Origin of the sequence: Nostoc sp. 'Peltigera membranacea cyanobiont' 213 (genome assembly GCF_002245975.1) — a bacterium.
Classification (GTDB): domain Bacteria; phylum Cyanobacteriota; class Cyanobacteriia; order Cyanobacteriales; family Nostocaceae; genus Nostoc.
Genome location: NZ_NOLI01000005.1, coordinates 43,717 through 68,439, shown reverse-complemented (window position 1 = coordinate 68,439; position 24,723 = coordinate 43,717). Strand labels below are relative to the sequence as shown.

General features: G+C 38.5%; 22 protein-coding genes. 2 read left to right on the top strand and 20 right to left on the bottom strand.

The genetic code is table 11. The features are described from left to right. Positions 1-81: 81 nt before the first annotated feature. The 3 genes from CDG77_RS02550 to CDG77_RS02540 form a co-directional block, all read right to left on the bottom strand. Positions 82-1,269 (bottom strand): TRC40/GET3/ArsA family transport-energizing ATPase, encoded by a 1,188-nt coding sequence (locus CDG77_RS02550; protein WP_094327735.1) that lies wholly within the window; start codon positions 1,267-1,269, stop codon positions 82-84. 573 nt (positions 1,270-1,842) lie between these two features. Beyond that, positions 1,843-2,673, bottom strand: a complete 831-nt coding sequence (locus tag CDG77_RS02545; protein WP_094327734.1) for a peptidoglycan-binding domain-containing protein — start codon at positions 2,671-2,673, stop codon at positions 1,843-1,845. A 364-nt stretch (positions 2,674-3,037) separates the two neighbouring features. Then, a complete protein-coding gene (locus CDG77_RS02540) occupies positions 3,038-3,589 on the bottom strand; it encodes a 2'-5' RNA ligase family protein (RefSeq protein ID WP_094327733.1) in 552 nt (183 codons plus the stop codon). 416 nt (positions 3,590-4,005) lie between these two features. Between CDG77_RS02540 and CDG77_RS02535 the strand changes: the two genes are divergently transcribed. Beyond that, positions 4,006-4,722, top strand: coding sequence for a hypothetical protein (locus tag CDG77_RS02535; protein ID WP_094327732.1), 717 nt, complete (start codon positions 4,006-4,008; stop codon positions 4,720-4,722). A gap of 17 nt (positions 4,723-4,739) precedes the next feature. Here the strand turns inward: CDG77_RS02535 and CDG77_RS02530 are convergent, their stop codons facing one another. From CDG77_RS02530 to CDG77_RS02510, 5 genes are all read right to left on the bottom strand, one after another. After that, entirely contained in the window at positions 4,740-5,465 is a 726-nt protein-coding gene (locus CDG77_RS02530; RefSeq protein ID WP_223269696.1) for an MGMT family protein, read from the bottom strand. Positions 5,466-5,540: 75 nt separating this feature from the next. Continuing rightward, positions 5,541-6,194: a PAP/fibrillin family protein gene (locus tag CDG77_RS02525; protein ID WP_094327730.1), complete on the bottom strand. Its 654-nt coding sequence runs from the start codon at positions 6,192-6,194 to the stop codon at positions 5,541-5,543. A gap of 116 nt (positions 6,195-6,310) precedes the next feature. Continuing rightward, positions 6,311-6,934 carry a hypothetical protein gene (locus CDG77_RS02520; RefSeq protein WP_094327729.1) on the bottom strand — a complete coding sequence of 208 codons (624 nt, stop codon included), beginning with the start codon at positions 6,932-6,934 and terminating at the stop codon, positions 6,311-6,313. Positions 6,935-7,140: 206 nt separating this feature from the next. Further along, positions 7,141-7,821: a 5'/3'-nucleotidase SurE gene (gene surE, locus CDG77_RS02515; RefSeq protein WP_094327728.1), complete on the bottom strand. Its 681-nt coding sequence runs from the start codon at positions 7,819-7,821 to the stop codon at positions 7,141-7,143. A gap of 186 nt (positions 7,822-8,007) precedes the next feature. Beyond that, positions 8,008-8,259 carry a hypothetical protein gene (locus CDG77_RS02510; protein ID WP_094327727.1) on the bottom strand — a complete coding sequence of 84 codons (252 nt, stop codon included), beginning with the start codon at positions 8,257-8,259 and terminating at the stop codon, positions 8,008-8,010. A 536-nt stretch (positions 8,260-8,795) separates the two neighbouring features. Between CDG77_RS02510 and psb32 the strand changes: the two genes are divergently transcribed. Further along, positions 8,796-9,533, top strand: a complete 738-nt coding sequence (psb32, locus tag CDG77_RS02505; RefSeq protein WP_094327726.1) for a photosystem II repair protein Psb32 — start codon at positions 8,796-8,798, stop codon at positions 9,531-9,533. 59 nt (positions 9,534-9,592) lie between these two features. On the opposite strand, the gene CDG77_RS02500 is transcribed toward psb32, so the two are convergent. The 12 genes from CDG77_RS02500 to CDG77_RS02445 form a co-directional block, all read right to left on the bottom strand. Continuing rightward, positions 9,593-9,976 (bottom strand): DUF4346 domain-containing protein, encoded by a 384-nt coding sequence (locus tag CDG77_RS02500; protein WP_094327725.1) that lies wholly within the window; start codon positions 9,974-9,976, stop codon positions 9,593-9,595. Between the two features lie 423 nt (positions 9,977-10,399). Next, entirely contained in the window at positions 10,400-11,731 is a 1,332-nt protein-coding gene (locus CDG77_RS02495; protein ID WP_190233893.1) for an acyltransferase family protein, read from the bottom strand. Positions 11,732-11,750: 19 nt separating this feature from the next. Beyond that, complete coding sequence (locus tag CDG77_RS02490) at positions 11,751-13,490, bottom strand: carbamoyltransferase family protein (RefSeq protein WP_094327723.1); 1,740 nt, start codon at positions 13,488-13,490, stop codon at positions 11,751-11,753. A 136-nt stretch (positions 13,491-13,626) separates the two neighbouring features. Further along, the gene (locus CDG77_RS02485; protein WP_094327722.1) at positions 13,627-14,349 is read right to left on the bottom strand and encodes a class I SAM-dependent methyltransferase; all 723 of its coding nucleotides are present in this window, start codon (positions 14,347-14,349) and stop codon (positions 13,627-13,629) included. Between the two features lie 63 nt (positions 14,350-14,412). After that, positions 14,413-15,180, bottom strand: coding sequence for a glycosyltransferase family 2 protein (locus CDG77_RS02480; protein ID WP_190233896.1), 768 nt, complete (start codon positions 15,178-15,180; stop codon positions 14,413-14,415). A gap of 42 nt (positions 15,181-15,222) precedes the next feature. Then, the gene (locus CDG77_RS02475; RefSeq protein ID WP_094327720.1) at positions 15,223-16,419 is read right to left on the bottom strand and encodes a glycosyltransferase; all 1,197 of its coding nucleotides are present in this window, start codon (positions 16,417-16,419) and stop codon (positions 15,223-15,225) included. 182 nt (positions 16,420-16,601) lie between these two features. Next, on the bottom strand, positions 16,602-17,486 hold the full coding sequence (locus tag CDG77_RS02470) for a phytanoyl-CoA dioxygenase family protein (protein ID WP_223269695.1): 885 nt from the start codon (positions 17,484-17,486) through the stop codon (positions 16,602-16,604). A 67-nt stretch (positions 17,487-17,553) separates the two neighbouring features. Next, a complete protein-coding gene (gene asnB / locus CDG77_RS02465; protein WP_094327718.1) occupies positions 17,554-19,383 on the bottom strand; it encodes an asparagine synthase (glutamine-hydrolyzing) in 1,830 nt (609 codons plus the stop codon). 123 nt (positions 19,384-19,506) lie between these two features. After that, positions 19,507-20,688 (bottom strand): glycosyltransferase, encoded by a 1,182-nt coding sequence (locus CDG77_RS02460; RefSeq protein ID WP_094327717.1) that lies wholly within the window; start codon positions 20,686-20,688, stop codon positions 19,507-19,509. Between the two features lie 277 nt (positions 20,689-20,965). Further along, positions 20,966-22,105 carry a glycosyltransferase family 4 protein gene (locus CDG77_RS02455; RefSeq protein WP_094327716.1) on the bottom strand — a complete coding sequence of 380 codons (1,140 nt, stop codon included), beginning with the start codon at positions 22,103-22,105 and terminating at the stop codon, positions 20,966-20,968. 6 nt (positions 22,106-22,111) lie between these two features. Then, positions 22,112-23,089, bottom strand: a complete 978-nt coding sequence (locus CDG77_RS02450) for a phytanoyl-CoA dioxygenase family protein (protein WP_094327715.1) — start codon at positions 23,087-23,089, stop codon at positions 22,112-22,114. Positions 23,090-23,320: 231 nt separating this feature from the next. Further along, on the bottom strand, positions 23,321-24,463 hold the full coding sequence (locus CDG77_RS02445) for a glycosyltransferase (RefSeq protein ID WP_094327714.1): 1,143 nt from the start codon (positions 24,461-24,463) through the stop codon (positions 23,321-23,323). Positions 24,464-24,723 lie beyond the last annotated feature (260 nt).

The following is a 24,723-nucleotide window of genomic DNA, read 5'->3' as shown; positions in this document are numbered from 1 at the left end:
AAATGCGTCTGTACTAGCTACAATAAAAGATTATTGCTTTTGAATTTTGAGTTTTTGTCAAACATTGCCGAAGCAATAAACTTAAACTCTTATATTGTCAGTAAAGCGAATTTTCAGATAGTCATCTTCCATCTTTGCCCCTCCTGGTTGTAGTGCTGCTAAGGCTTGTGGTAAAACTAAGTTGCGCCGATGGTTGCCAATAGTGATGTTTAATTCGTCTCCATTCTTACTGAGTTGAACTTGGTTTTTAGGAATACCAGGTAAATAAATTTCTAAGCTGTATTGGTTTTCCTCTTGCACGACTCTCATCGTCGTTTCTTTATAATAAACCTGAGTCGGATCTTCATCTTTATAGAGAGTTTCCTTCAGGCGTTCTAATGCAGCCAATCCGCACATTTCCTCAGAAAAAAGTGGAACTTCTTTCACAGGTAAAGGGTGGAAATTATCATGAATTTCCTGGCGATATTGCTCCTGACTTTCTTTCCAACGTTGGAAAAATGGGTCTTGAACAACGCTAGGAATAATTCGATTAGCCACTATTAAATCTGTTGCAACATTATACAAACTCAGATAAGCATGGGCACGCAGAGACTCCTTAATCACCATCTTTTCGGGATTTGTTACCAGACGCACTGAGGTTTGAGTATTGTCTGTTAATACTTTTTCCAGAGCCTCAATTTGTTCATAAAACTCATAAGGTGCATCCATCACCTCTTTATCTGGTAGCGAAAAACCAGCAATTGGTCTAAAAAAAGGTTCAACCAGAGGACGAAGTGCTACCGAGATGTTTTGAAATGGTTTGTAAAAACGGCGCATATACCAGCCGCCGACTTCAGGTAAACTCAGCAAGCGCAGTGCAGTACCAGTGGGCGCTGAGTCGATAATTAAAACATCAAACTCACCTTCATCGTAATGGCGTTTCATCCTTACCAAGCCAAAAATCTCATCCATGCCTGGTAAAATGGCCAATTCTTCTGCCTGTACCCCATCTAAACCCCTTGCCTGTAAAACTTGGGTAATGTAACGTTTTACAGCACCCCAGTTTCCCTCCAGTTCTTGCAGCGCATCCAATTCTGCACCCCAAAGATTTGGGCGAATTTTCTGGGGTGCGTGTCCCAGTTCCATGTCAAAACTGTCTGCTAGGGAATGAGCGGGATCTGTACTTAAAACCAATGTCTGATAGCCTAGTTCCGCGCAACGGAGTCCAGTTGCAGCAGCAACAGAAGTTTTGCCCACGCCGCCTTTACCAGTCATTAAAATTACACGCATAGATGCTTTTATCCTGCCTGAGAATTTTTTACATTTATTTACATTATCGACTGTTTAAGGAAAATAAATGTTGTGCCCAGGTATGAACAGTGTCTAACTCAAAAAAAAATCGGCAGGCGGCAATGCAAGAAAATCATATCGGAAGCCAAGGGATGTTTTCGTAGCCGTAGAATGAGTTAAGCCCGCGATCGCCACAAAGCTAACGCCACATCGGAGAAGTCATTTTATCAACGAAGGCAGGAGGCAGAGGGCAGGAGGCAGGAGGAAAACTGCCCTCTACTCTTGAACTGCCGCGATCGCTAGTTCATAAAAATTCTGCCCTTTTCTCTCTGTCACCTATAGTTAGAGAATATATTAATAACCAATTAGTCGAAAATAAAATTAGCTACAGGTTCAAATCTAAAGTAGATCGAAAAAAGGTTCCTCAGATCGTACAGATCCAAAATTAAGTTTGATGAAACAAGGGGATTTTTCCCCTTGTTCGGGAGCAACCTCAGATGTAATCGTTATCAGCATGGGCTAAAGCCCCGCTAACCCTAACAGCACTTTGCCATACATCCTATTTCCATTTATTCACTTTTTATTCCAAAGACTTAAAAATGCTTGAGAGATAGCTGGGGTAATCTGACTTTGTAGGTGATTTAGTGCATCACGATGGTTTTGATTGTTGTCATCATAATAAGTGAACACATTCGTCAGCTTGACAATCTCAGGATTTTGATCGTTTGTCCCTCTCCATTTGTTAGTAACTTTGTGTAAAACGTCTTTGGGTAGGTTTTGTTGTAAGTTATTTAACGCTGCGATGTAAGAAGGATTTTGAGGGTTCTTTTTGAATTGAAAGCACAAATCTATCAGTTTGAGTTGTGATTGTGGCTGCGGCTGCGGCTTATCTGTTAGGCTAGGTTGCTGTAGAATTTGCCGCTGTTCAATAGTGGCAATGCCATTTTCAGTTAAACCCTGAGATTTCTGAAATTTCTTGACTGCTGTATAAGTAGCTGGGCCATAAAAAGGCTTGTCTTGAGGAATTTCGGCATTGCTTGCAAAACCGTGAAACTTCAATCTATTCTGAAGCCCTTTGACTGTATCTTCCATTACAGTTCGAGTCTCGGCATCAGCGTTACCATTGACCACAAGTTTTTGTGAGTACTGTTTCTGAAACTTTTTAATTGCTTCTTCAGTAGGATCGTCTGTCAATGAGTTATTATTGCGCTTCCAAGGAGCAAATTTAGTCAGATCCGGCTTCGGATCGATCTCAGGGGCTAAATATCCCAACCCAATCAATATATGACGGATGACTTCAGGGCTACTAATAGCCATACTTTTTGGTTCCTTTGCTACTAAACTACCATTTAATGTATCTTGTTTTACAAAAATTAAGTAAGTAGAAATAAACAAATCTAACATATCTTATTTGCAAGGCGTTCCAAAAGTTAAGTGATATGTGACAACAAGTTGCTTTACTAGGAGACATTCAGCGTAGGCAACTACACATACAGTAAAAAGAATAAGCGATCGCTTATTCTCAACTATTGATGATACTACGTAGCAGCGGCGCACATCTATCTGTGCATCCCTACTGCCCTACCCACTATGAACTTATCAAAATTAATCTGGTAGAGTACTAGCTAACGGACTCTCTGGCGTTGACAACATATAAAAACTCATCTTCACTCTTAGGTAAAAAACAGAATATATAAATCACCAATTAATTCAAAATAAAATTAGCTGCGATGTCAAATATTCCCAACGTTCATCACAAATACATTGCTCAATTACTACCAGAGAAAAAAGCAAACTCTCGTTTAATATCCCAGCGCTTACCGTCGTTCAGCAGCAAGGTTAATTTGTCAGCAGTAAACTCAAAATGCAACTGACGCTTTTGAAACTCTGGCCAAGCAGCTTGAAAGTCTTGCTTTTTTAAATCCCGAAATGCAACCGTTATATGGGGCGCAAAAGGGCGGGTTTTAGAAACTTCGTCAACAATTGCCAAGTTGCTTTCTATATAAGCCATTAAATCAGTTTGCAAAGTCAAAAGTTCTTGACTTCTGACTACATTAATGTATATAACACGAGGTGAAAAGGCATCAAACCCTCTGAGTGTAATTGCTACTGGCTGTTGTCCACTAGCAAACTCCTCCAAAGATGCTTCTAGGAGTGGCAAGTTAGCATTTTCCCATTCAAAGGGCGGTTGCAAGGTTATATGAGGCGGAGACTTTAACGCCCCACTACTAGCATAGCGATCGGCAAAGTACTGCTTAATCTCGTTGGCGTAGTCTTGAATGTCTTGCGGTGGTAAAAGGGCGACAAAAAAACGACTCATATATACTTTAACTATCTATAACTATTAATTATTTTTATTCGGACTCATAACTTCTGAAGCGCGATCGCTAACGCCGAGAAAATATTACAAGTATATTACAATACGAAAATTTGAGCGGTTGCAAGCAGATGCCTTGGCTTGTCAAAAAAAAGGAGCAAACCACACAAAACTAAGCTTTTCGCTAAATATAACGCTTGTGCTACTCGTTTGCTACTTCACTGAGCTATTTTTACCCTGCTTTTTAGCGATCGCGCTACTCATTTTCTGGCATAGCCCATCATCTTGCTGGAAAAAATGGCTGGGTAATAAATTATTTACTGTTCTATCAAATTAACGTTGTTAAGTTACTCAGCAGGTGTAGTTCTCACCTCCAGGCTGTGTTAGATATTGTGACGCGAAACAGGAGCATAGATACGTTGCAAAAGCTTTCTTCAAATTCTCCTCTATTTATTGTGTTAATTATTATTAGTTTCTTAGTAGTAACGTTGTCAACTTGGCTATCATCTAAACCATTTACTTTAAAACCATTTGGCGTTAATGATATTATCCAACTACTTACGTTGCTATTATTTATTTCTTTGTTACTAGAACGCTCTTTAGAAGTTTTTATAACTACTTGGCGAGGCCCATTCATCGAACAATTAGATATTAGTATTCAGCAAGAAAAGAATCTAGTATCTGAAAAAATGAGACTTATAGAAGTTCAGCAGAAACAATTTCCTTCTCTAGAATCAAATCAAGTCAGTGGACTACCACCTGAAGGAATGAGTTTAGAACAGCAAATCATCCAAAATTTCACACGAAGCCAACAAGAGTCATTAAAAATATTCAAGCCCCAAATGGATGATTTAAATGAAAAAGAGCGGCAGAGAGCAGCTTATAAATCTGATACACGGATAATTGCTCTATGGACATCTCTTTTATTCGGTCTTTTAATGAGTGCAATAGGCATTCGCTCAATTGAGCCACTTGTAGTTATTGATTTAGACAATCCAATTCAAATAGTTATTTTTCGTTGTTTAGATGCATTGCTGACAGGAGGTTTAATAGCAGGGGGTAGTGAGGGAATCCATAAGCTTATAAAAGTTTTTCTTGACTTTATGGAAGCCACATCTAAACAAATTAAAAGTTAGGGATTATCTGGTTATATCTATTTTAGATATATAGTGCGATCTTCCCATAAATAATCTTTAATATTTACAAAGCTTTTGTCTAAGTTGCTTAATAAATCTGCCTCAGATAAAACCTTAACTCCTTCAGTTTCCAACTTATTTTTTTGTTGGCTTACATAAGTTATTAAATAACCTTTTGAGTCTAATATTCTATGTAACGGATAATCAGTAGCTGAAGTTTTTTTTAGGTATGCAGGAATAGCTCTTAGATAGCTATTATCTACTCCTATACCTTTGATTATTTGTTTATATGTAACTACTTTACCACTAGGAATTTTGATGATAAAATTTAGAAATCGTTCATAGGGATTTTCAGATAATGCTGAAAATTTCTGAGCTTGAACCTGAAAACTACTACCAACCTGGATTTTACCCGATCGAATAACTACGCCTAAAATTCCTCTTTTCCCTTGGATACTTTTTAATGATTCTACTAAGTGGGCTATTCGTTTACATGGTTCGCAGTGAAAAGTTAGACGAATTGCCGCACCACTTTCAAAAGTTAGCAGATTTCCAGGAATAAAATCATCAAATTCTCTACCTGTAACCACAATATTTTCTCGAAATTCTCCTGGTTGAATTAATAAGTCTAAAATATCTTCATACCTAACAATTAAAACTTGCCTGGGACTTATTGGTTCGGCATTAATATCTTCTTCTATACCATAACCTACCTTTAAATTTAATGTTTTACGTTCTACCATCGCAGAACCTGGTTTTAGCTTGGTGAAAAGATGCGTTATTGAGAGAGCCATATTGATTTACTGGCACGAACAATTTCAAATTGAGGAGATAAAGTCAGGTAAATCTAATGATTTACTAAGAATAAATAAACTTCCATCTCCTCCACGTCCAATTCTTAAGGTTTCATCTAAGTAAGTAATGTCTAGTGTGGCAATTCTGCTAGTAGGATTATTAGCTGGGATAACCTTAAATGGGTTGAGTTGGGGGGTATTAATGCCAACAATCTTCTCAATGGATAGGTAGCGTTTGTCAAAATAAACGTTAATGCGTTTGTTCGGTTCAGGTTCTAAATCTTCTTTGGCTGGCTCAAAGCTAGCTGTCACTTTCACATATCCCGATACTAGCCCCAGAGGATGTTTGACTTTAGCTAAATTGAAAAACAATTTATTTGCAACATCAATCACTTGATAAACTTTACCTAGCTTTAATCCCAATGGGAGAGAAACTAAAGACCGGATTTCTCTAGCTGTAGAGTATTGCAGTTGCCAAGCTCCCTCTAGCAAAGAAGTAGCGTTGACAAGAGGATACGGGTTAGGATTTACGCTCTCTAATTCCGTCGTTAATTGTTCAATTTCTTCGGTTAAGGTTTTGTCTAGCTGCAAATCTGTAACGGGAGAGCCACCGCTATTGACTTGAATTTTCTCAAGCTTGGCTTGTAATTTTTCTTTAATTAAAAGCTGATTGTTCAATGTTTGAAAATTTTCTTTGAGAGGATGTTTTAAAAGTTGTTAGTGATGTATCAAATATTTGTTGTATTTTCCTAATTTCCCCTTAATAGGGGAAATTAGAATTATCTAGATTAAGATTAGTCAATGAGTTGTGGGGTAGGAATTTGCGTATCAATCTCTGCTTGGGAGAAAGTGGGGAGCAACCAGCTACTCTCACCAGCTTTGAATACTTTGGCAGGTTCAACATTCAATTCAATTACACCAGTGGCTGGATTAGTTCTAGCAATAGACTGTGTACCATCGACAAACTTGACGGCGATTGGTTCAGTCAGTTTTTGTGGTTGAACGTTCGGGCCTAGAACCACTTGAGAACCTGCGGGTAAGTAAATGCCATCACAATCCCAATCATCATCAGTGATTGTTCCTGCGCCTAGAAAGTAGAGTTGGGTTGGAGATTTTTTTGGTTTATTGGCATAGACAGCCAATGTATTTCCAGTTTCATTGCGGCACTGCGCCCGCTTTCTAGCTGTTTCTATGACATTTTTCTGAGACTGCAATTGTGCCAGTCGCTGCTGGAATTGCTCAGGTGTATAGCCAGCTTGCTCAGGTGTATCCTTTACAGTTAGAAGCTGATTGAGTGCCTGAGTTACCTCAGTATAGTCAGCCCCTTTGGTAAAATCCTTACCAGCCCAAGAGGGTTGAGCAATTACCAGGTTCACCATCAACACAAGAGTAACAAGAGCAATTTTGAGAAACTGCATATTTTTCTCCTTTTTTTGAAATCAGTATTCAGCGCCACTGAAACTTTACCAGATTTCAAAACCTTAAAAATTGTGACTGGATAAAACAATAGCCATAAAATTATAATCTTACAAGCTCTCCCCAATGACACAAACTGTAGATCGGTTTATGTCCTTAATTCAAGCATTAGATGACCAATAGCAATTTGGGATTTTGGATTCAATCGTCAAACCTTTAACTGAGTTACCGCGATATTGCCGGAAAAACATACATCCACATCGCTTCCGGGAGTGCGATCGCGTTTGCCATATTCGCCTACATAATAAAAATCATCGCCTTCAACTCGATAGTTCACGGGTAAAGGTTTGGTACAGGCTTGGCAAAATACCATTTCCGGTTCTGCTTCTCCTGGTTGCAGATGCGGTAGGTTCACATTCCAAAAGCTTCCCGGTTCTAGGGGACGCTTGAGTAAGTCGGCTAAAACTTCAACTGTTAATTTAGTGGCTATATCCCAATCAAAATTCTGCTTGGCTTTGCGATAGTGAGAAATAGCAATTCCGGGAATACCGTGCATTGCGGCTTCCCGCACAGCCGCCACTGTGCCAGAAATGTAGGCATCGACTCCCAAGTTTCCCCCAGCATTGATACCTGAAAGCACAAATTTGACATCTGCGCTAATTTGTGAAATAGCAATTCTTATACAATCAGCGGGAGTACCTGCGATCGCATATTCAGTCTCAGAACGTCGTTGAAGTTTGATAGCACGAGTGGTAGTAACTTGATGTCCACACCCAGACTGATGATCGGCAGGAGCAGCGATAATAAAATTCTTGCCGTTTACAGCTTTGATTAAAGCTTTTATACCGGGGGCATCAATACCATCGTCGTTAGTTAAAATTATGGTCATGTATATATTTAGCTAAAATATCAAGAAAATGCACATATCACCCATCAATTGATACATCAGAAAAAGCTACTTGCAGATATATGAAAAAATATGCTTGATTCTGCCAAAAATATTAGACATTTTCGTAAATTAATCTCAAAACTTTGTCCTGTCTAGGTAAAAACCTAATTTTTTTCAGATGTCTATTTAGTATCCGTCTGAAATTTTTTTAACCTCTTCCCTAATTTGCTGTAAAAGTTTAGCATTTCCATGTTCTAAGCAAAGAGCTTCCGCTATCTGAAAGTTCTTCATTGCTCCAATTTTATCTCTTAATCGAACACAAGCAATACCTCTTGCATAAAAACCGTGTTCATCTTTGGGGATAATGGTTTCAGATGAGCTAAGAGATTTTGCTTTATCGTAGTCTTGAAAAGCACCTGACTTATGATATTGCCCCAAAAAAATTACTCATCTTTTGATTGATGATAGGTTAAGCAATTTTATGTTGATTACTAAGGCTAACATTTGATGATAAATATGATGTCCGTTTGATTACTTATAATTAAGTAGCGAGTTCAGATGACCAATAAAAGTTGGTTAAACCACCTATACTTGCTCTTTGGCTTGGCAATAACCGTTCTTCAACTCTTCTAAGCTAAGATGTGACTCGATTGTCACTCATTTTGGCATTGCGATTGCACCAATAATGCACCCAATATTAATATTATGGGTGATTTGCTGCACATGATATCATTTCTAGATGGTTTGCAAATTCCGCCCTAAACATTTGGGTTAATTCTCAAAATGGGCGGTATTTCTTGTCAATTTAATGCTTGTAACCGCCCTCAGAACAAGTTTGTGCAATCAAAAAAATCCCGAAACAATGTATATCTGCTGACAGTAACAGAAATTTCATACTGGAGAAAACCGGGAAGAGTGATTTTTGCAGTGATTCTGTAGTATTTTTGGTGCAAGTCTGTCTTAGGGATCGCACGATGAAACAGCTCCTCAAACAAGTATTTAGCAGTCAAAAACACCTCATCCGGCTGATTTTACCATTGGTGACGGTTATTTTAGCAGCTTCGCTGTTTGCCGCACCTGCTTTAGCCACAGGTGTGTATCAAATACCCAACCTCACAGCAGGAAATAACACCTGGGTTTTGGATCGAAGTGAAGTCATCAGCCGTCTGAATGAAGGTAAGATTAGCAGCGCTTTCGAGGATTTAGCAAAGCAAACAGACAAAGAAGTTAGAATTGTGACTGTTCGCCGCCTCGACTACGGTGAAACACCAGAAAGCTTCACCAAAGAGTTGTTTGAAAAATGGTTTCCCACAAAAGAAGCCCAAGCTAATCAAACTTTATTGGTTATTGATACAGTTACCAATGGTACTGCCATTATTACTGGGGATAAAGTCAAACCAATACTTACTGACTCTATTGCTGCGAGTGTAGCTACTGAAACGGTAAGTGTGCCCTTACGCAATGGTAACAAATACAATCAGGCATTTCTCGATGCAAGCGATCGCCTTGTCGCCGTCCTCTCTGGAAAAGCCGATCCAGGTCCACCCAAAATCACTGACAATGTGCAGGTAGAAGGAACCTACAAGAAAGCAGAAGAAACTAACCAAGGTAACGCTACTGCTTGGGTTGTAGGATTGTTAATTGCCGCCACCGTTATCCCAATGGCGACTTACTATATCTATCAGATAAATCAGCCATCATCTGATGGGTAATGGGAGAGTGAGGAGTTAGGAGTTTCTAACTATTAACTTTTAACTCCTAACTTTAATCTTTAGTCTTGAACATACTCTTGTCCTGTGACTAAAGCCACCTCAGCCCGGACAAATTCTCGACCCAAATAAGCTGCATGATCTAATTGAGTCACAGGAGAGGGCTGAGTTTCTTCAAAAATCTTCACGCAAAGTTCTTTCGCTGTCCTCGCGCTAAAAACCGTTGTGTAAGTTCGTTCTACCTTTTCTCGCGCCGGAATTACCTTCCCTGTTTCTGGATCGATAGCTAAACCACGCTCATCAATCACATTTGTAAAATGCTTGGCATAAATTAACCCTGCATCTTTATCCAAGTAAATAATGAAATATCCACCGGCATCGAGGTCAATATGACGCTGTGAAAGTTTATCATCAATTGCAGCTAAATTTTCAACTATTAAATCCATAAGCATTATAAAAAGAAAATTTCTTTTCCCAGGGTTTTTACACTATATATCAAGTGTAATTCCTATCTTACTTAGGATTATTTATATCTTTAAGATATTTGTATTCCTATTACTGAAATTTTAATACTATAGTTGGCTATAAATTATACATTTTTTCTCAAGAAGAGTCCGTAACAATGTTAGTGCCTCTTCTTGAATGTAATTGTGTAGCAATCCTATTTAGTTTGTGAGAGGAAATCTTATAGCTCACGAATGCGCGATTGTCTCAGTTTACACCTAGATTCTGCTTTGCATAATAAGAACCCAAAACCAATGTATCTATGTGAGTTATCAAGAAGCACTGAATGACTTCTCTATGTGTAATGTGTACAGACAATGGATTCTTGAAACTTTATTCGTGCAAAATTAAAGAAAATTTTAATTTTATCCATTTTTAATAATTCCAGCTATGAGCAGCTGAATATGATGGCGAATCGAAGGTTGGAGCTTTGTTTCAGCAAAATTTGCTACAGCTAGTGTTGCTGCTAAAGAAAGGCAAAGTCGCAGTAAAAACTCCCATAAAGTATTTGAAAAATTGGGAATTTTTCCAATTAATACCATTACTGGAATGTGAAAGATGTAAATAGCATAAGAAACTGAACCTGACCATTTCAAGTTTTCTAAAGGCTGAAGAGTTGTTTTTACAGGAAGCAGAAATACTGCTAACACTAATAAAATTAAAGTAGCAAGATATGTCGGATAATTTAGAAGTTTACCTTGGAAACTTGCAATAGTGATAAAAGTAGATGGTAATAGGAAAGAAACTACAAAGCAAAGTTTCTTAAAAAGTTTACTAACTGTATTTTGTGTTAAGGCTAGGAAAATATATATAACAATAGGAATACAAAAAAAATCATTCAAACCCAGTGGAGAAGTTATTGTACTGCTTAAATGAAGACCATTTAAAATAGATCCTCCATTACCATAAGCTCCAGTTGCTACAACAAGTAGTAGCATAGACCAGAGCGGTATCCTATTTTGCAGGAATTCTTCAGTCTCAATATTATGAAATTGCGGCTTTGGTACACAGAACCAAGATAAATACATACCTAAGAGCCAAAAAACTAAACCGCTGAGGTAGCTGGCTAGAATTTTACCTTGGCCTGGATACAAGCACACTAAGCATACCAGTATACTAAGGCTGAGAATCAGATAAATAAAGATAGTTCTTTTATGTGGCAAAAAAAGAGCAATCAGTAGAAAGACCAGATAATAAATTACTTCGTAGCCAATCGACCAAAGCACGTTGTTTCCAGCCAAAGGAGCAACAAAGTGCGGGTTTAGAAAGATTAAATGGCCAAATATTTGGCTTAGATGAGTATATCCAGCAATCAAAGATGAGATAACTACAGTCAGCAGATAGAGAGGATAGATGCGAATAAATCTTTTGAACAAATATTGCTTAGGTGAAAGTGGCTTGTTGGCAGGATTTGTTAGTCCAATAACGTAACCTGATAAACAGATGAATATCAAAACCCCGATGTGAGCAGGACTAGTAAATGAGATTAGATATTCCGGCCAAGGATAAGATAGTCGGTAGACAGGATCAAAGAGTTGCCAAGAGAAGGCATGTGCAAAGAAAACCCACATTGCTGCTAAACCACGCAGTCCTTCTAAGGCATAATTATATTCTTTTGAACGATTCATCATTAATGATGGTAATTTTGCTATCCTGCCAGAAGCCATCTGTAAAGTAATTTTGCCTTCACCTCTCACAAATGCGCGAGATATCACCTTACACTGATTTAATATCTTTGCGTTCTACATAATAGGAACCTAAAACCAGTGCATCCATGTGAGTTCTCAAGAAGCACTGAATGGCTTCTGTAGGTGTCCGAACAATCGGTTCATTTTCGTTAAGAGACGTATTTAAAACGATCGGAATACCAGTCCGTTGAGCAAAGGTATTAATCAAATCCCAATAAAGGGGATTAGTTTGACGACTGACACTTTGTAAACGCCCAGTGCCATCAACATGGGTAACAGCCGGAATTTGCTCTCTTTTTTCAGGACGAATTTTGAAGACTTTTTCCATAAATGGCGCTGGTTCATCAACCTCAAAAAATTCGCCTACCCGTTCTTCCAAAATACTGGGAGCAAAGGGACGGAACTTTTCCCGGAATTTGATTTTCAGGTTGATAATATCCCGCATATCAGCACGACGCGGATCGGCGAGGAGGGATCTGTTACCCAAAGCCCTAGCAGCAAACTCCATTCTCCCTTGGAACCAACCAACTACTTTACCTTCACAAAGCGCGTCAACAACATGATGTAGCAGTGCTTCCCGCTCTCGAATTTGAGGTTGTAAATCGTGCGATTGCAATGCTAACAAGCATTCCTCATCAGTAAACTCCGAACCCCAATAGGCATGATCTAAAACAAAATTACGTGGTTGCTTAAGCAGATTATTCCAGATAAAGAAGGCTGCCCCAATTGATGTACCATTGTCAGCAGCACCCACTGGAATATAAATATTCTTAAAGGGAGTATTTTGAGTAATCTTGCCATTTGTGACAGAATTCATTGCCACACCACCCGCTAAACAGAGATTTTCACTCTTGTAGCGATCGCTCAATCGATTAATTAAATGAAAAATGATTTCTTCTGTCACCGCTTGCACAGAAGCAGCAATGTTTTGATGCTTTTGGGTAACTTCTGATTTGGAATCTCGTGCTGGCCCCAATAATTTCTCTAGCTCTGGGCTGTGGAAAGGTTCAACAATCGGCGCTCCATCTTCCCACTTCATGGCAATACCTTGCTCATGGTGAGTGAAGTAATCTAAATTCAACTCAAAACTATCACCTTTGGGATAAATAATTTGCCGAAACGCTTCCAAATATTCTGGTTCTCCATAAGGTGCTAATCCCATCACCTTATATTCATCTCCATAAGCGGGAAAGCCTAAATAAAGGGTGATGGCATTGTAAAGATAACCGATGGAGTGAGGATAGTGAGTGCGATCGAAGTACTCTAAACGATTCCCTTCACCAGCAGCAGCTAAAGTACTCACAAAGTCTCCCATCCCATCAATAGATAAGATGGCTGCTTTTTCAAAGGGTGAAATGAAAAAGGCACTGGCTAGGTGAGTTGTATGGTGTTCCAGGTTATGGATTGTAGCCCGAATATCTTCAGGTGTAGAATAACAAGCTTCTGCTAACTGTTGCTTAAGACTTGTAGATTTACTTTGTTTATTAAACCGATCTAAAAGTGATGATAAGGAAGGACGTTGTTGGAGAGTAAAAAGGAGCTTACGATTTAGATTAGCTTTGGGGTTAAAGGATACCGCCACATGATCTAAGTCTGCTGCACTAATACCACCAACTTTTAAGCAATAGCGAATAGATTCTGCGGGAAATCCTGCCCAATGTTTGACTCTATTAAACCGTTCTTCTTCAACTGCGGCAATCAGTTGGCCATCTTGGACGAGAGAAGCTGAAGCATCACCGTGGTAAGCGTTTATTCCGAGAATATTCATCTGATTAATTTTGATAAACTAGAATTTAAATCAGTTAATGAACTCAATCTGAGGATGGTTCCAATCTGTCAGCTTAGATACCCCAATAAGACAAATTTTGAAGATTATTTTTACATCAGCACCACTGTGTCTTTGATTATTTGACTCCTAGTAAAGCGACATGGCTTGCTGTTCTATAGAGATTCATTCCTGCATCGTTGGTATTGAAAAGATGCACACTCTGGCAATGATGTCTAATTTGTTTATAGTTATTAAAAACTGAGTAAGAGTAAGTTAGCCCATCGCCTTCTAAGATGGTGTACCCTTTACCTTTGGTTTTGATGAAGTCTGCAAAACCCCATAAGCCAAAAGCGTTTATTAGTTGTTTGATGAACCTAGCCGATGGTGAACCTTGTCCAAAATTATTAGAGTCTGATATGAATATTGCTTTATTAGCAACTCGTAACATTTCAGATACTGCTGTTTGGGATTTTTTAATGTGGTGTAATACTCCAAATTCACACACTAGATCAAACTGTCCATTATCAAACTGAATCTGGGTTGCATCACCATTAATTAGTTCGTCCTGAGATAAACCATTTAAATATCCTATTTCCCTCAATTCCTTAACTGGCTCTATGCCGACTATCTGGATATTAGGCCGTTTTTTCTTAACGTAGTTTAATACTCGCCCTGTTCCTGAACCAACATCCAAAATAGACTGAATTTCAAGGTAATCTAACGCTGCTACCATCAGAGTTAATGCCAGAAAGTGTTCGTCCTTTTCGTTTTCGTTAACGTGGACTTTGTTGTACTCATGGGCTGTTTCGGCGTAGTAGCGTCGCTGCAATCCGATTTCTTGTTGTTCTGCGAAATTCATAGGTTATTTAATATTTAAATTTGATGGGTATCAATTCAAAAAAACAATTCCAAATTCCAACAGTTAATTTGGAAATTTTTCGGCTTCTATCAGCCGAATTGCTAGGAGAATTTCTGCAAGTACGCGCTGCAATGCGTAGTACCAACCATGCCAACCGTCAAAAATACCACCTTTGAAGATCAGGCAATAAATTAAAACGATCCAGGGAGCGAGGATTTTTTGTTTACGGATGCGATCGCCTAAACTAAGCTCACCTTTTGGAGTCTCTAGTAGTTTTTTCGCTTCAATCACCATGTAGCGGTCTTGTGCCCACAGCCAACGGCTTAAGGGTTTACGGTCATCGTGGTAAATGCAGGCTAAAAGTTGTTTAGAAGTTCCCTCCACAATTACGCGATGCGCGTGTCCATCATCTTGGTAAATTGCTTTTTTGGGCTGATATAGAACTTTACGTGGTGGTAATAAAGTACCACGTAGAGGTTTACCAAATATACAGTATTTAAATGGTATTATATAACTATTAATTTCAGCTTCTTCTGGTAAATATTTAATTTCATTAATTAATTCTTGACTGAGAATATAGTCAGCATCTAGGGAGAGAACCCAGAACGTATCAATTTTTGATAAACCATAATTACATTGATTGGCAAATGAGTCAAATTTTCTGTAAAAGACTTCTACTTGAGGATAATTTTGTAGTATTTCTACAGTATCATCATCACTATAGCTGTCAATAACAATAATCTTCTTTGCCCAGGTTAGGCGGTCGATGGCGCGATGAATATTTGGAGATTCGTTGTAAGTGAGGATGAGAGGAGTAATTCTCTCTAGCATAGATGCCATAAATCAAGTTTATTTAACTGAGTCAGTGTAATACTAAATTAGTGTTTGAGATACTAATTCCTGCTTAAGAAGTTTTGTATATATCTCCATAAGATTTTTTGCAATGCGATTCCAGGTATAGTTATCGAGAACTAATTGACGGGCACGATCGCCCATATCTTTACCTGCTTGAGGATTACTCAAATAGTTATCAACAGCTTTGGCGATCGCTAACACATCCAATTCGGGAACGTAACCAAGCTGATTTTGTTGCACAACAGCAGCTAAAGCCACACCAGGAGTAACCAAGACGGTAACACCAACAGCTAAAGCTTCTAGGACAGCTACTCCGAAATTTTCCGAGTAGGAGGTGAGGACAAATAAATCCGACCCTTGCATGAATAAGTTTTTTGTCTCTCCTGCAACAAATCCAGTCAGATGGGTGCGATCGCGAATGCCATTTGAGATTAAAAGAGACTCAATTTCCGCTTCGTACTCTTTAGAGCCACTACCTGCAATAACAAAGGTGAAACGGTAATTAGTGAGTTTGCCCAAAGCGGGAATCAGATAATCTAGTCCTTTTTTGGGGTGTAAGCGTGACAAAAATAAAATTATTGGTTCATCGGCTGGGACTTTTAAATGTTCTCGAAGTAGAGAACGAGCATTAGGGATAGCAGAAGGAATAGACAGCCCGTGGGGTAGAACAAAGCTAGGAGAGCTAAGAGCTAAACGAGAAACTTCTTGCTGTTCTTGTTCAGAGGTAAGGTGAAGTGCCTGAGAGTGGTTGAGGTTAGCCCGTTCGATCAAGTTGAGATAAATCTGTTTTTTGCGGGCACTTTGCTGAAGCGACCATTCGCACAGTTGTCCTAGTGGGCGAACAATGTAAGGAATACCTTGAAGACGAGCGATCGCCATTGCCACCGTAGAAGCATAGGAAAATATTGCATGGACGTGTAACAAGTCATACTTAGCAGCATTTTGCCACAACCATGTTGTTAACTGACTAGAAAAGGCAAATTCTCTTATGAAATTAACTTTAGGAGAAAAGCGTGAAAAAAACCGAACTGGTACTTGCTTATACTCTATAGGCTTACCAAGAGGTACGTCGAATAAATCATTGCCATTATCATTAGTAGTGACGATTTCAGTATCAATGCCTAAATTTCGTAGTGCTTTAACTGTCTCCACCACTGCTTGACTAGGCCCACCTCGCACTGATGCTACTGAAGGAATAATATGCAGGATTTTCATGTCATGTTTATCCAAAACTTTAACGTTTTGAACTAGTACAGTAGGGCAAAAATAACCAGACAGTTCTAACCTAGCAAAAAATTGAACTCTCAGCCCCTAATATTCCAAATAAAGAGTAAATCAAGATAAAAATTTATTTACTCTTTATTTGCATGACAACAACTAGTCCTACTGCATTAATATTAGTTCAGATATATTCTATTGATGTAGGTATCAAATTGACTGTTTTCTGGATATGACCTTAAGGGAACTCTTGGTCCCAATGGTAATGCTGATAAGGTGTAAGTAATTGCTAAAATTAACCGATCCTTGTTTTTAGGAACGAAAGAGCGGTGAAGTACATAGCTATTTTCAAGCCAAGCCAAGCCTGCCTCACCAGTGATTTTTGTTAAGTTATTTACTATCGGAAAATCAGGACTCCTCATGTCTAAATCTCTCGTTCTAGGTGGTAGTAACCATGTATGAGATTTTTTCATAAATGCATGACATCCAGAATCTTCGTCTACATCAGTTAAATATATAAATAACTTAATTTCTGACCAGTCATCGACATCTCTATGAAATTCTTCGGGATGTGTTAAATATCGGTCATTTAAATTTGCTTCAATATCAAAGCCAGACAATAGCCACCAAATTTGCATCAAAGAAATTGTTGGCTTGGCTCCAAATCTATCCTCTATTATGCTTAAAACTCTTGTTTCATTTGCCAGATCCAATAGATGGGGAGTATCAATTATGTCTTCTGGTGTATAGTAGGCATGAATACAAGATTTATGAGCAAATCTCGGGACATTAAATCTCCCATTTTCTGGACGATGACGATCAAAGCATAATTTCGGAGACAGATATGACTTCATTTCCTCAACTTGAGTCTTCGTCACAAAGTTGTCTAAGACAACTAATCCATATTCTTGGAAGGTTTTAATATTTTTTTTAGTCTCAATATCAATTTTTAAATTCTGACTTTTCGGGAGAAAATAGGAAAATAAATCTGCGATTAATCTCCTGTACTTGGGATTTAAAATGAGCATTTGAAAATAGTATAATGCCCATTTGTAATCAGTCAAAGCTTGTTTGATTAATCGAATATACCTATTTATCTTATTTTCCATTACTAGAACATTGTGGAGAGGATTATAATCCAGCAATTTCATTCAACCAATGGTGGAAAATCGCTAAACTCCAATTACGATACCATAATATTAAGCTAATATCTGCGCTAAGTTCATGATTAGGAAAATAATCGTTCCAATCTTTCTCTATCCATTCTTGAAAGGGAAAAAAGAATCCTCGCTTGGGACGATTAAGTACCCAGCTGGGTAACTCAGTAACTGCCTGAATTAATAATTGTTTACCGGGTGCGAGACGTATTTTACTAGGAATAGATGCGATCGCTTCTAGTAAAGTGCGATCCACTAAAGGAACTCGTAATTCTAACCCACATGCCATACTCATAACATCGCTATCTCGTAATAACTGATTACGCATATAACAACTTAGTTCTAGTCGGCTCACTTCGTCTTCTAGAGAAGGAAGACTTGTTGAGATGCTTGTATTTTGAAAAACCTCCTCCTCCCAGATAGGAAAGGGAGATGGCATCTGATCCCATGAATCTTTGAAATAGTGCTGAGTAATTTTCCAGGCTTCTCTTTGAGAGAAAATTCCCCTAAAACTACGGTAAGCTGCTGTGGTTGTTGGCTTTTGCTGTAAAAAGTCTCCTAAGCGCTTGATTCGTGGGGATTTGCCCCAAGATGCCAATCCCTTACCGATGCCAGTACTGATGGGTTGAATTTTCTGGAGCTGCTGACCCAATCGCACCATCTTTGGTACTTGTTGAAATGTTTTATAACCGCCGAATAACTCATCTCCCCCTAATCCAGATAAAACTACTTTAGTCCCATCTTTGTGAGCAATTTGGGACACACAAAAAGTATTGAAGCCGTCAATACTGGGTTGATCGATACTTGCTAAAAACTTAGGCAATAGTTCTTTCCCTAACGATGCCGTAACTTTATATTCTGTATGGTCTGTCTCAAATTCTTTAGCGATTTTTTGGGCAAGTTCTCCCTCATTCCACTCATCTTCTTCAAAAGCAATTGAGTAGGTGCGTAAACTACCTTTCTGAGTTTGACGGGCTAAGGCAACAATTGATGTTGAGTCAATCCCACCACTAAGAAAAATCCCTACTGGTACATCGCTGATAAAGTGATGTTCGATAGAATCAATCAGAGCATTACGAACTTTTTCCTTGGCTTCTGTCAGAGAAATTGCTTCAGAAGTAAAGTTAATTTGCCAATATTGTTGTTTTCTAAGATTACCTGCTTGCCAACGTAACCAATGACCAGCTTCTAAACAGTGAATCCCTGCAATTAGAGTATGGGGTTCTGGTACTGTTCCACTGACAAGATAGCCATATAAACCCTCTGGACTTAAGGCAATACTAGGTAATTTTGTTGCTAGGATTGCTCTAAGTTCTGAGGCGAATATTAAAGTTGAGCCAGATTGCCAATAGTATAAAGGTTTAATTCCTAAAGCATCGCGGGCAATAAAGCAGCTTTGTTCTTGGTTATCCCAAATAGCAAAGGCAAACATTCCTCGCAAATTGTTTACACATTCTGCTCCTTGTTGCTGAAAAAGTTTAAGAATAACTTCAGTATCTGTTTGTGAATAAAACTTTTCGCCTTTTGCTTCTAGAGTCTGTCGTAATTCCAAAAAATTGTAAATTTCTCCATTAAAAGTAATCCAATAGCGTCCATCAGGTGTAGACATCGGCTGATGACCTGCGGCACTGAGATCAAGAATAGAAAGGCGAGTATGAGCAAAAGCAACTTCTCTATCTGGAGAGATATAAATTCCTTGGTCGTCAGGGCCACGATGCTGTAGAGCGGTTTGCATTCTCAGCATCAAAGTTTCTAAGCTATTTTTTATTTCAGTTTTCGTTAAAATTCCGGCAATGCCACACATAAAAGATAATTTAATTATTAAGCTGGTTTAATAAATTCAATAATTTTTCAACAACAATCCTGCTCAAATTTCCCAAATAGCTAAATTGCTGTAGTAAATTTATTGAAATTGATTTTACTGTTTTCAAGAATTATGCTTGAAAATAATATATTGATAAATATCAACCATTTTGGCTGCTACTTTGTCCCAAGTGTATTGTTCTCTAATCATTTGACGAGCGCGATCGCCCATATCTTTAGCTTCCTGGGGATGAGTAAGATGTTCTTCAATAGCTTTAGAGATCGCCAGCACATCCAATTCTGGAACGTAACCCAGTTGGTGTTCTTGAACTACAGAAGCCAAAGCTACACCAGGGGTAACAAGGACGGGAACACCCACAGCTAAAGCCTCTAGAACTGCTAAACCGAAGTTTTCGGCGTGGGATGTTAGAGCAAATAGATCCGAGCCTTGGATGAAGAGGTTTTTTGTCTCTCCGAGAATAAATCCTGTAAAATGAGTGCGATCGCGAATACCAGTTGAAACCAGCGCCGACTCAATTTCCGCTTCGTATTCTTTAGAACCACTACCTGCGACAATGAAGGTGAAACGGTGATGAGTAAGTTTGCCTAAAGCCGGAATGAGATAGTCTAGTCCTTTTTTCGGATGCAGGCGGGATAAAAATAAAATCACAGGTTCATCTGCTGCGACTTGCAAATGTTGCCGAAGTAGATGACGGGCATTGAGAATCAGTGTAGGCTGGGAAAGTCCATGAGGTAATACAAAACTGGGTACAATGAGTCCCAGTTGAGCAACTTCTTGCTGTTCTAGTTGGGAGGTAAGGTGGATAGCCTGAGAGTGATTGAGGTTAGCTTTCTCGATTATCCTCATGTAAATTTGCTTTCTGCGGGTGCTTTGCTGCAAAGACCATTTGGATAATAAGCCATGTGGGATCACAATATAGGGAACATTTTTTAAACGGGCGATGGCCATTGCGATCGTTGATGCATAAGAGAAAATCGCATGAATATGTAAAATGTCGTACTGGGAAATGTTATCCCAGAGCCATACTGTTAACTGCCAAGAAAAGGCGTATTCTCTAACAAGTTTCACAGTGGGTGAAAAACGTGAGAAAAACCAGATGGGAACTTGCTTATATTCAACAAGTTTCTGTAAAGGAACATCAAGTAAACGATCGCCGTTATCATTAGTCGTGGCAATTTCAGCATCAACATTGTTGGCTCGCAATGCCTTAACCATATCCATAACAACAAGACTTGGACCACCCCGCACATGAGTAACAGATGGAATAACATGGAGAACTCTCATAACAGAGATTTGCAGCACTATCTAGTAAGATGCACCATTTAACCTATTGAAAAAAAAGGCATTGAAGAAGAATTCAGAATTCAGAATAAATCAATAGAGGTAGGTTGGGTTAAGGAACGAAACCAAACTTACGATTCTTCTTACTCCCTTCTCGCCATAAGGTTACCTATCTCTTCTTTGCGTTCTTTCCGTCCTTTGCGGTAGCCTGCGGCAAGCCGAAGCGTCTACATTAAAAAAATTTAGGTATTCTTTGAGCGACAAGGGAGTAACTATAAAACTAAACCGTTTTTACTTTACGATCGTATTTATCATCAATCGCTTGATGATAAAGTTTAATATACTCGGAAATCATTTTCTCTGGTGAAAATTTTTGAGAATTCACAAATCCTTTTGACTTTAGCATTTTTAGTGTGGGGAGATTACGAATAATATCTTCAGCGGTTTCTTTCGGCTTGTCTGGTTCTATATATATAGCTGCTTCTCCTCCGACATCATTCATCGGAGAACGATTTGATGTAAACACAGGACAACCACAAGCTTGAGCTTCTATAATCGGCCAACCGAAGCCTTCATAAAGAGAAGGAAAAACCAAAGCTGTAGCAGAAGAATAGATAGCTCTAAGATTTTCGTTATCAATTTCTACTAACTCTATTACCTTTTGAGTAATATTATGCATTTTGATGAAGTGATGCATTTTATCAGTCATGGGTTTACCCACCATAACCAAATAAAATTCTGGTTGATTGAGAATTAATTGATAAAAGATTGATAAAACTCCCAACCGATTTTTGTACCAGTGATTTGCCCCTACATGCAGAACAAATTCACAATTTTGAGGAATTTCCAAAGCTTCTAAACGTGCTTGAGATTCTGTAGCTGTCATCGGGGTATAGGGATAGTTTAAACCCATAGGAATCACAGATACAGCACTCTCAGACAGAAAAGAAAGACGCAACACATCACTTTTAGTTTGTTCAGAAACACAAGCAACTTTATGCCCTTTGTTGAGTCCCCTCATCACCATCTGCTGGAATTGCTTACCACTCCATCCAGTGCGATATTCGGGAAATTCCCCCAAACCAGAACGAATTGGAAATAAATCATGACAAGTAATGACGTGGGGTATATTTTCCAAATATTTTACGTAAACTGCATTGCCTTGATCGCATATATGAACTATATCTGCCCAAGATAATGCTTGACGCAATTGTGCTGGGAAGAGAACGAATTTATCAATATAACCTAACCATTTCCTGAGTGAATCTGGCGATGAGAGCAGCTTACCAAACCAAGGATTTGGGCGAATAATTCTCACTTGATGCCCAAGTTGCGTTAAGTAATTTTCCAACATAGAAGCAAATATATCCATGCTTTGAATTGCATCTAATTGGTAATTACCTATTAACAAAATTTTCATTATTTGCTATACATCTGATTTTTGCTTAGAGTATTTCGATTTAAAATGCCACAAAATTCGCTTGGCATTAATTATTGCCTCAGCAGGTAATAGAGATTTTACTAAATTTTTGTTAAGAGCCTCTAATGTCTTGGGTAACAACTGCTTTTGTAGCTCTAAAATATCTTGAAGCTTCATCGTAGCAATTGAAGTGTTAGGAAAAGCTGGGTAGTCTCTCTTAAAACCAAATCCTAGGTAATCCATCACCTCCGGGGTGAGATTTTCAAGATACTCAGTATTCACTAGATTTTTTTCACCATGTCCGACATTCTCACTCCCGACTTGATCGACTTGAAAAAGCAAAGTAGTTCTGTTGTAGCTTTTATCTTGAAAAGGCTCTGCTCTATGTATTCCGTGGATATCGCATAATATAAAACTTCCTTTTTTCATCGGGAAAGTTAGTATATTTTTGCCATATTTACTGTCAATATAGCTATCGCTCAGATAAATTTCGTGGCTATATTTTCTCGACCATTTATGAGAATCTTTAATGTATTGAAATGCATTTTTTTCAACATCAGATAAATAAAACAAAAATAATAGACCAGGCATATTATGTTTTTCAGATAATTGTTTGCCTATCTGACGGTTATTATCTGTATGCCAGGGCATGTGTGAATTTTTAGACGTTTGATAAACTCTGTGATTAGTTAATTTATAAGCATCGGTAAAATATTCTTTGCAAACATCTAAAATTTTTCTGGATGTAATTACATCGTAGGTTTTTTTAGAGCTAGCTAGGCAATGGGTAAAAAATTTGATGTCTTGAGCCGTAACCACACCAACATCATTAGTATTTAGGAGAAGCTGATTGAAATCAATTTCTTGAAGTAATTCTTCAACATACTGTGCAGTCAATGCTTGTTCAAAAGCAAAAAATCCTTTAGTTTTCAGGTCATTAACTATTTGACTGGTACTGATCTTGGTTAAATCTGGATTAAACATATAGAACTCCGACTTTACTTTTGAAAGTATTCTGAGACTGAAAAGCTTGTTTTAAAAAAGTTATAGTTCCAAATAAGACAGAATTAGTATACATTAATAATTTCCTTAATCAACAGAAATTAGGCAAAAAATAGCCAAAAACCTAATTTTCATATAGCCGCAATTGATGATTTTCCACTACAAAGCGTAGTTTTGCATAAGCCATAACAAGGTGAGTTATTTGGAATATTCTTAGATGGATTCCAAATGTTTTTCTAAGTAACCGCCAAGAGTTTTTTTAAAGCGTTCAAAACCAAATTGGTTAATTACCCGATCTCTCAATGCCTCCGGTTGATAGATGAGGGGATTAGGATACATACCCTGGAGGATTTGAATTATAGTTTGGGCGATCGCCGAAAGATCGTCTGGATCGACTAATGCCCCTAACTCACCGTGACAAAGCGCATCCTGTGCCCCATCTTGATTACCTCCCAGGGTGGGTTTACCACAGGCGAGAGCCTCTAGATAAACAATGCCAAATCCTTCAGCTTTGCTTGGCATAGCAAATAGATCGCACAAATGGTAATAGGAACTAAGTTCTTCATCGGGAACAAAGCCAGTTAAGGTTACACAATCTTGGAGTTGATATTGAGAAATTAGCTGTTCAATTCGGGGTTTATCGTCTCCCTTACCTACTAAAACGTAATGAACGTTAGGAATAGCCTGACGAATCTGGGGTAAAGCAGCCAGAATTTTATCGTAGCCCTTGTATTGCTCCGATTTAGCTAGACGAGCAACAGTGAGGATAATCGGTTGTTCCGGTTTCAAACCATATCGGTTGAGGAGGCTATCAGGCTTGGGTGCAATCTGAAAATTATCAGCATCGAAGGTATTGGGTAGAACTAAAACTTTTTTGGGATCCAGATTTTGTTCTCGAAGGAGGCGATCGCGTGTATAGTCACTACCAGTTAAAACGCGATCGGCATGGTGTAAAGCAGTCTGTAAAGCTGGATTTTGAATGTTCCAAGCATCTATACCGTGTCCTACAGCCCAGTATGGAGTACCAGTTAGTTGTCGCAACCGATAGGCAGCAATACTAAAGTTAAGATGGCTAGAAAACACAAGGCTTGGACGGTGCAAACAACCAAGACTAATTAAGTAAGCTGCAAAAGCTGGAGTGCGTAGAGATAGCGGCCAGTTCCCAATGGCATGAAAGCATAAATTAGAAAAATTTGAAGGCACTTTAGTATCGTGCTTAATAAAAATGTCGTAGTCAAAATTGGGATAGAGACTTTGGAATGCCTGTAAACAAAAGGAGGAATAACGCTGAATTCCTCCTTTGGCGTTGAATAAATCTGGAAACCAAAGGTGGTAACGATCTCTTGATTTCTGCATAGTTATAGCTGACTGTTGAGGGTGGGGACTTCCCCGATACTTTAAATTGATGGGTAGTGCGAGCCGAAAAGCTCGCGTCGTAAGCAAGACGCTCAGATTGGTCAAAATTAATCAAACAGACTACTGCTTCATGTCATTACAGCAGAATTCAAGTATTTGAACCACATCTGTTGTAGGGGCATAGCAGTGCTGTGCCCCTACAACAGATGTGGTCTATTTACCTGAAAATTGCTGTAATTTTACAAGGTTCGTAATTAATC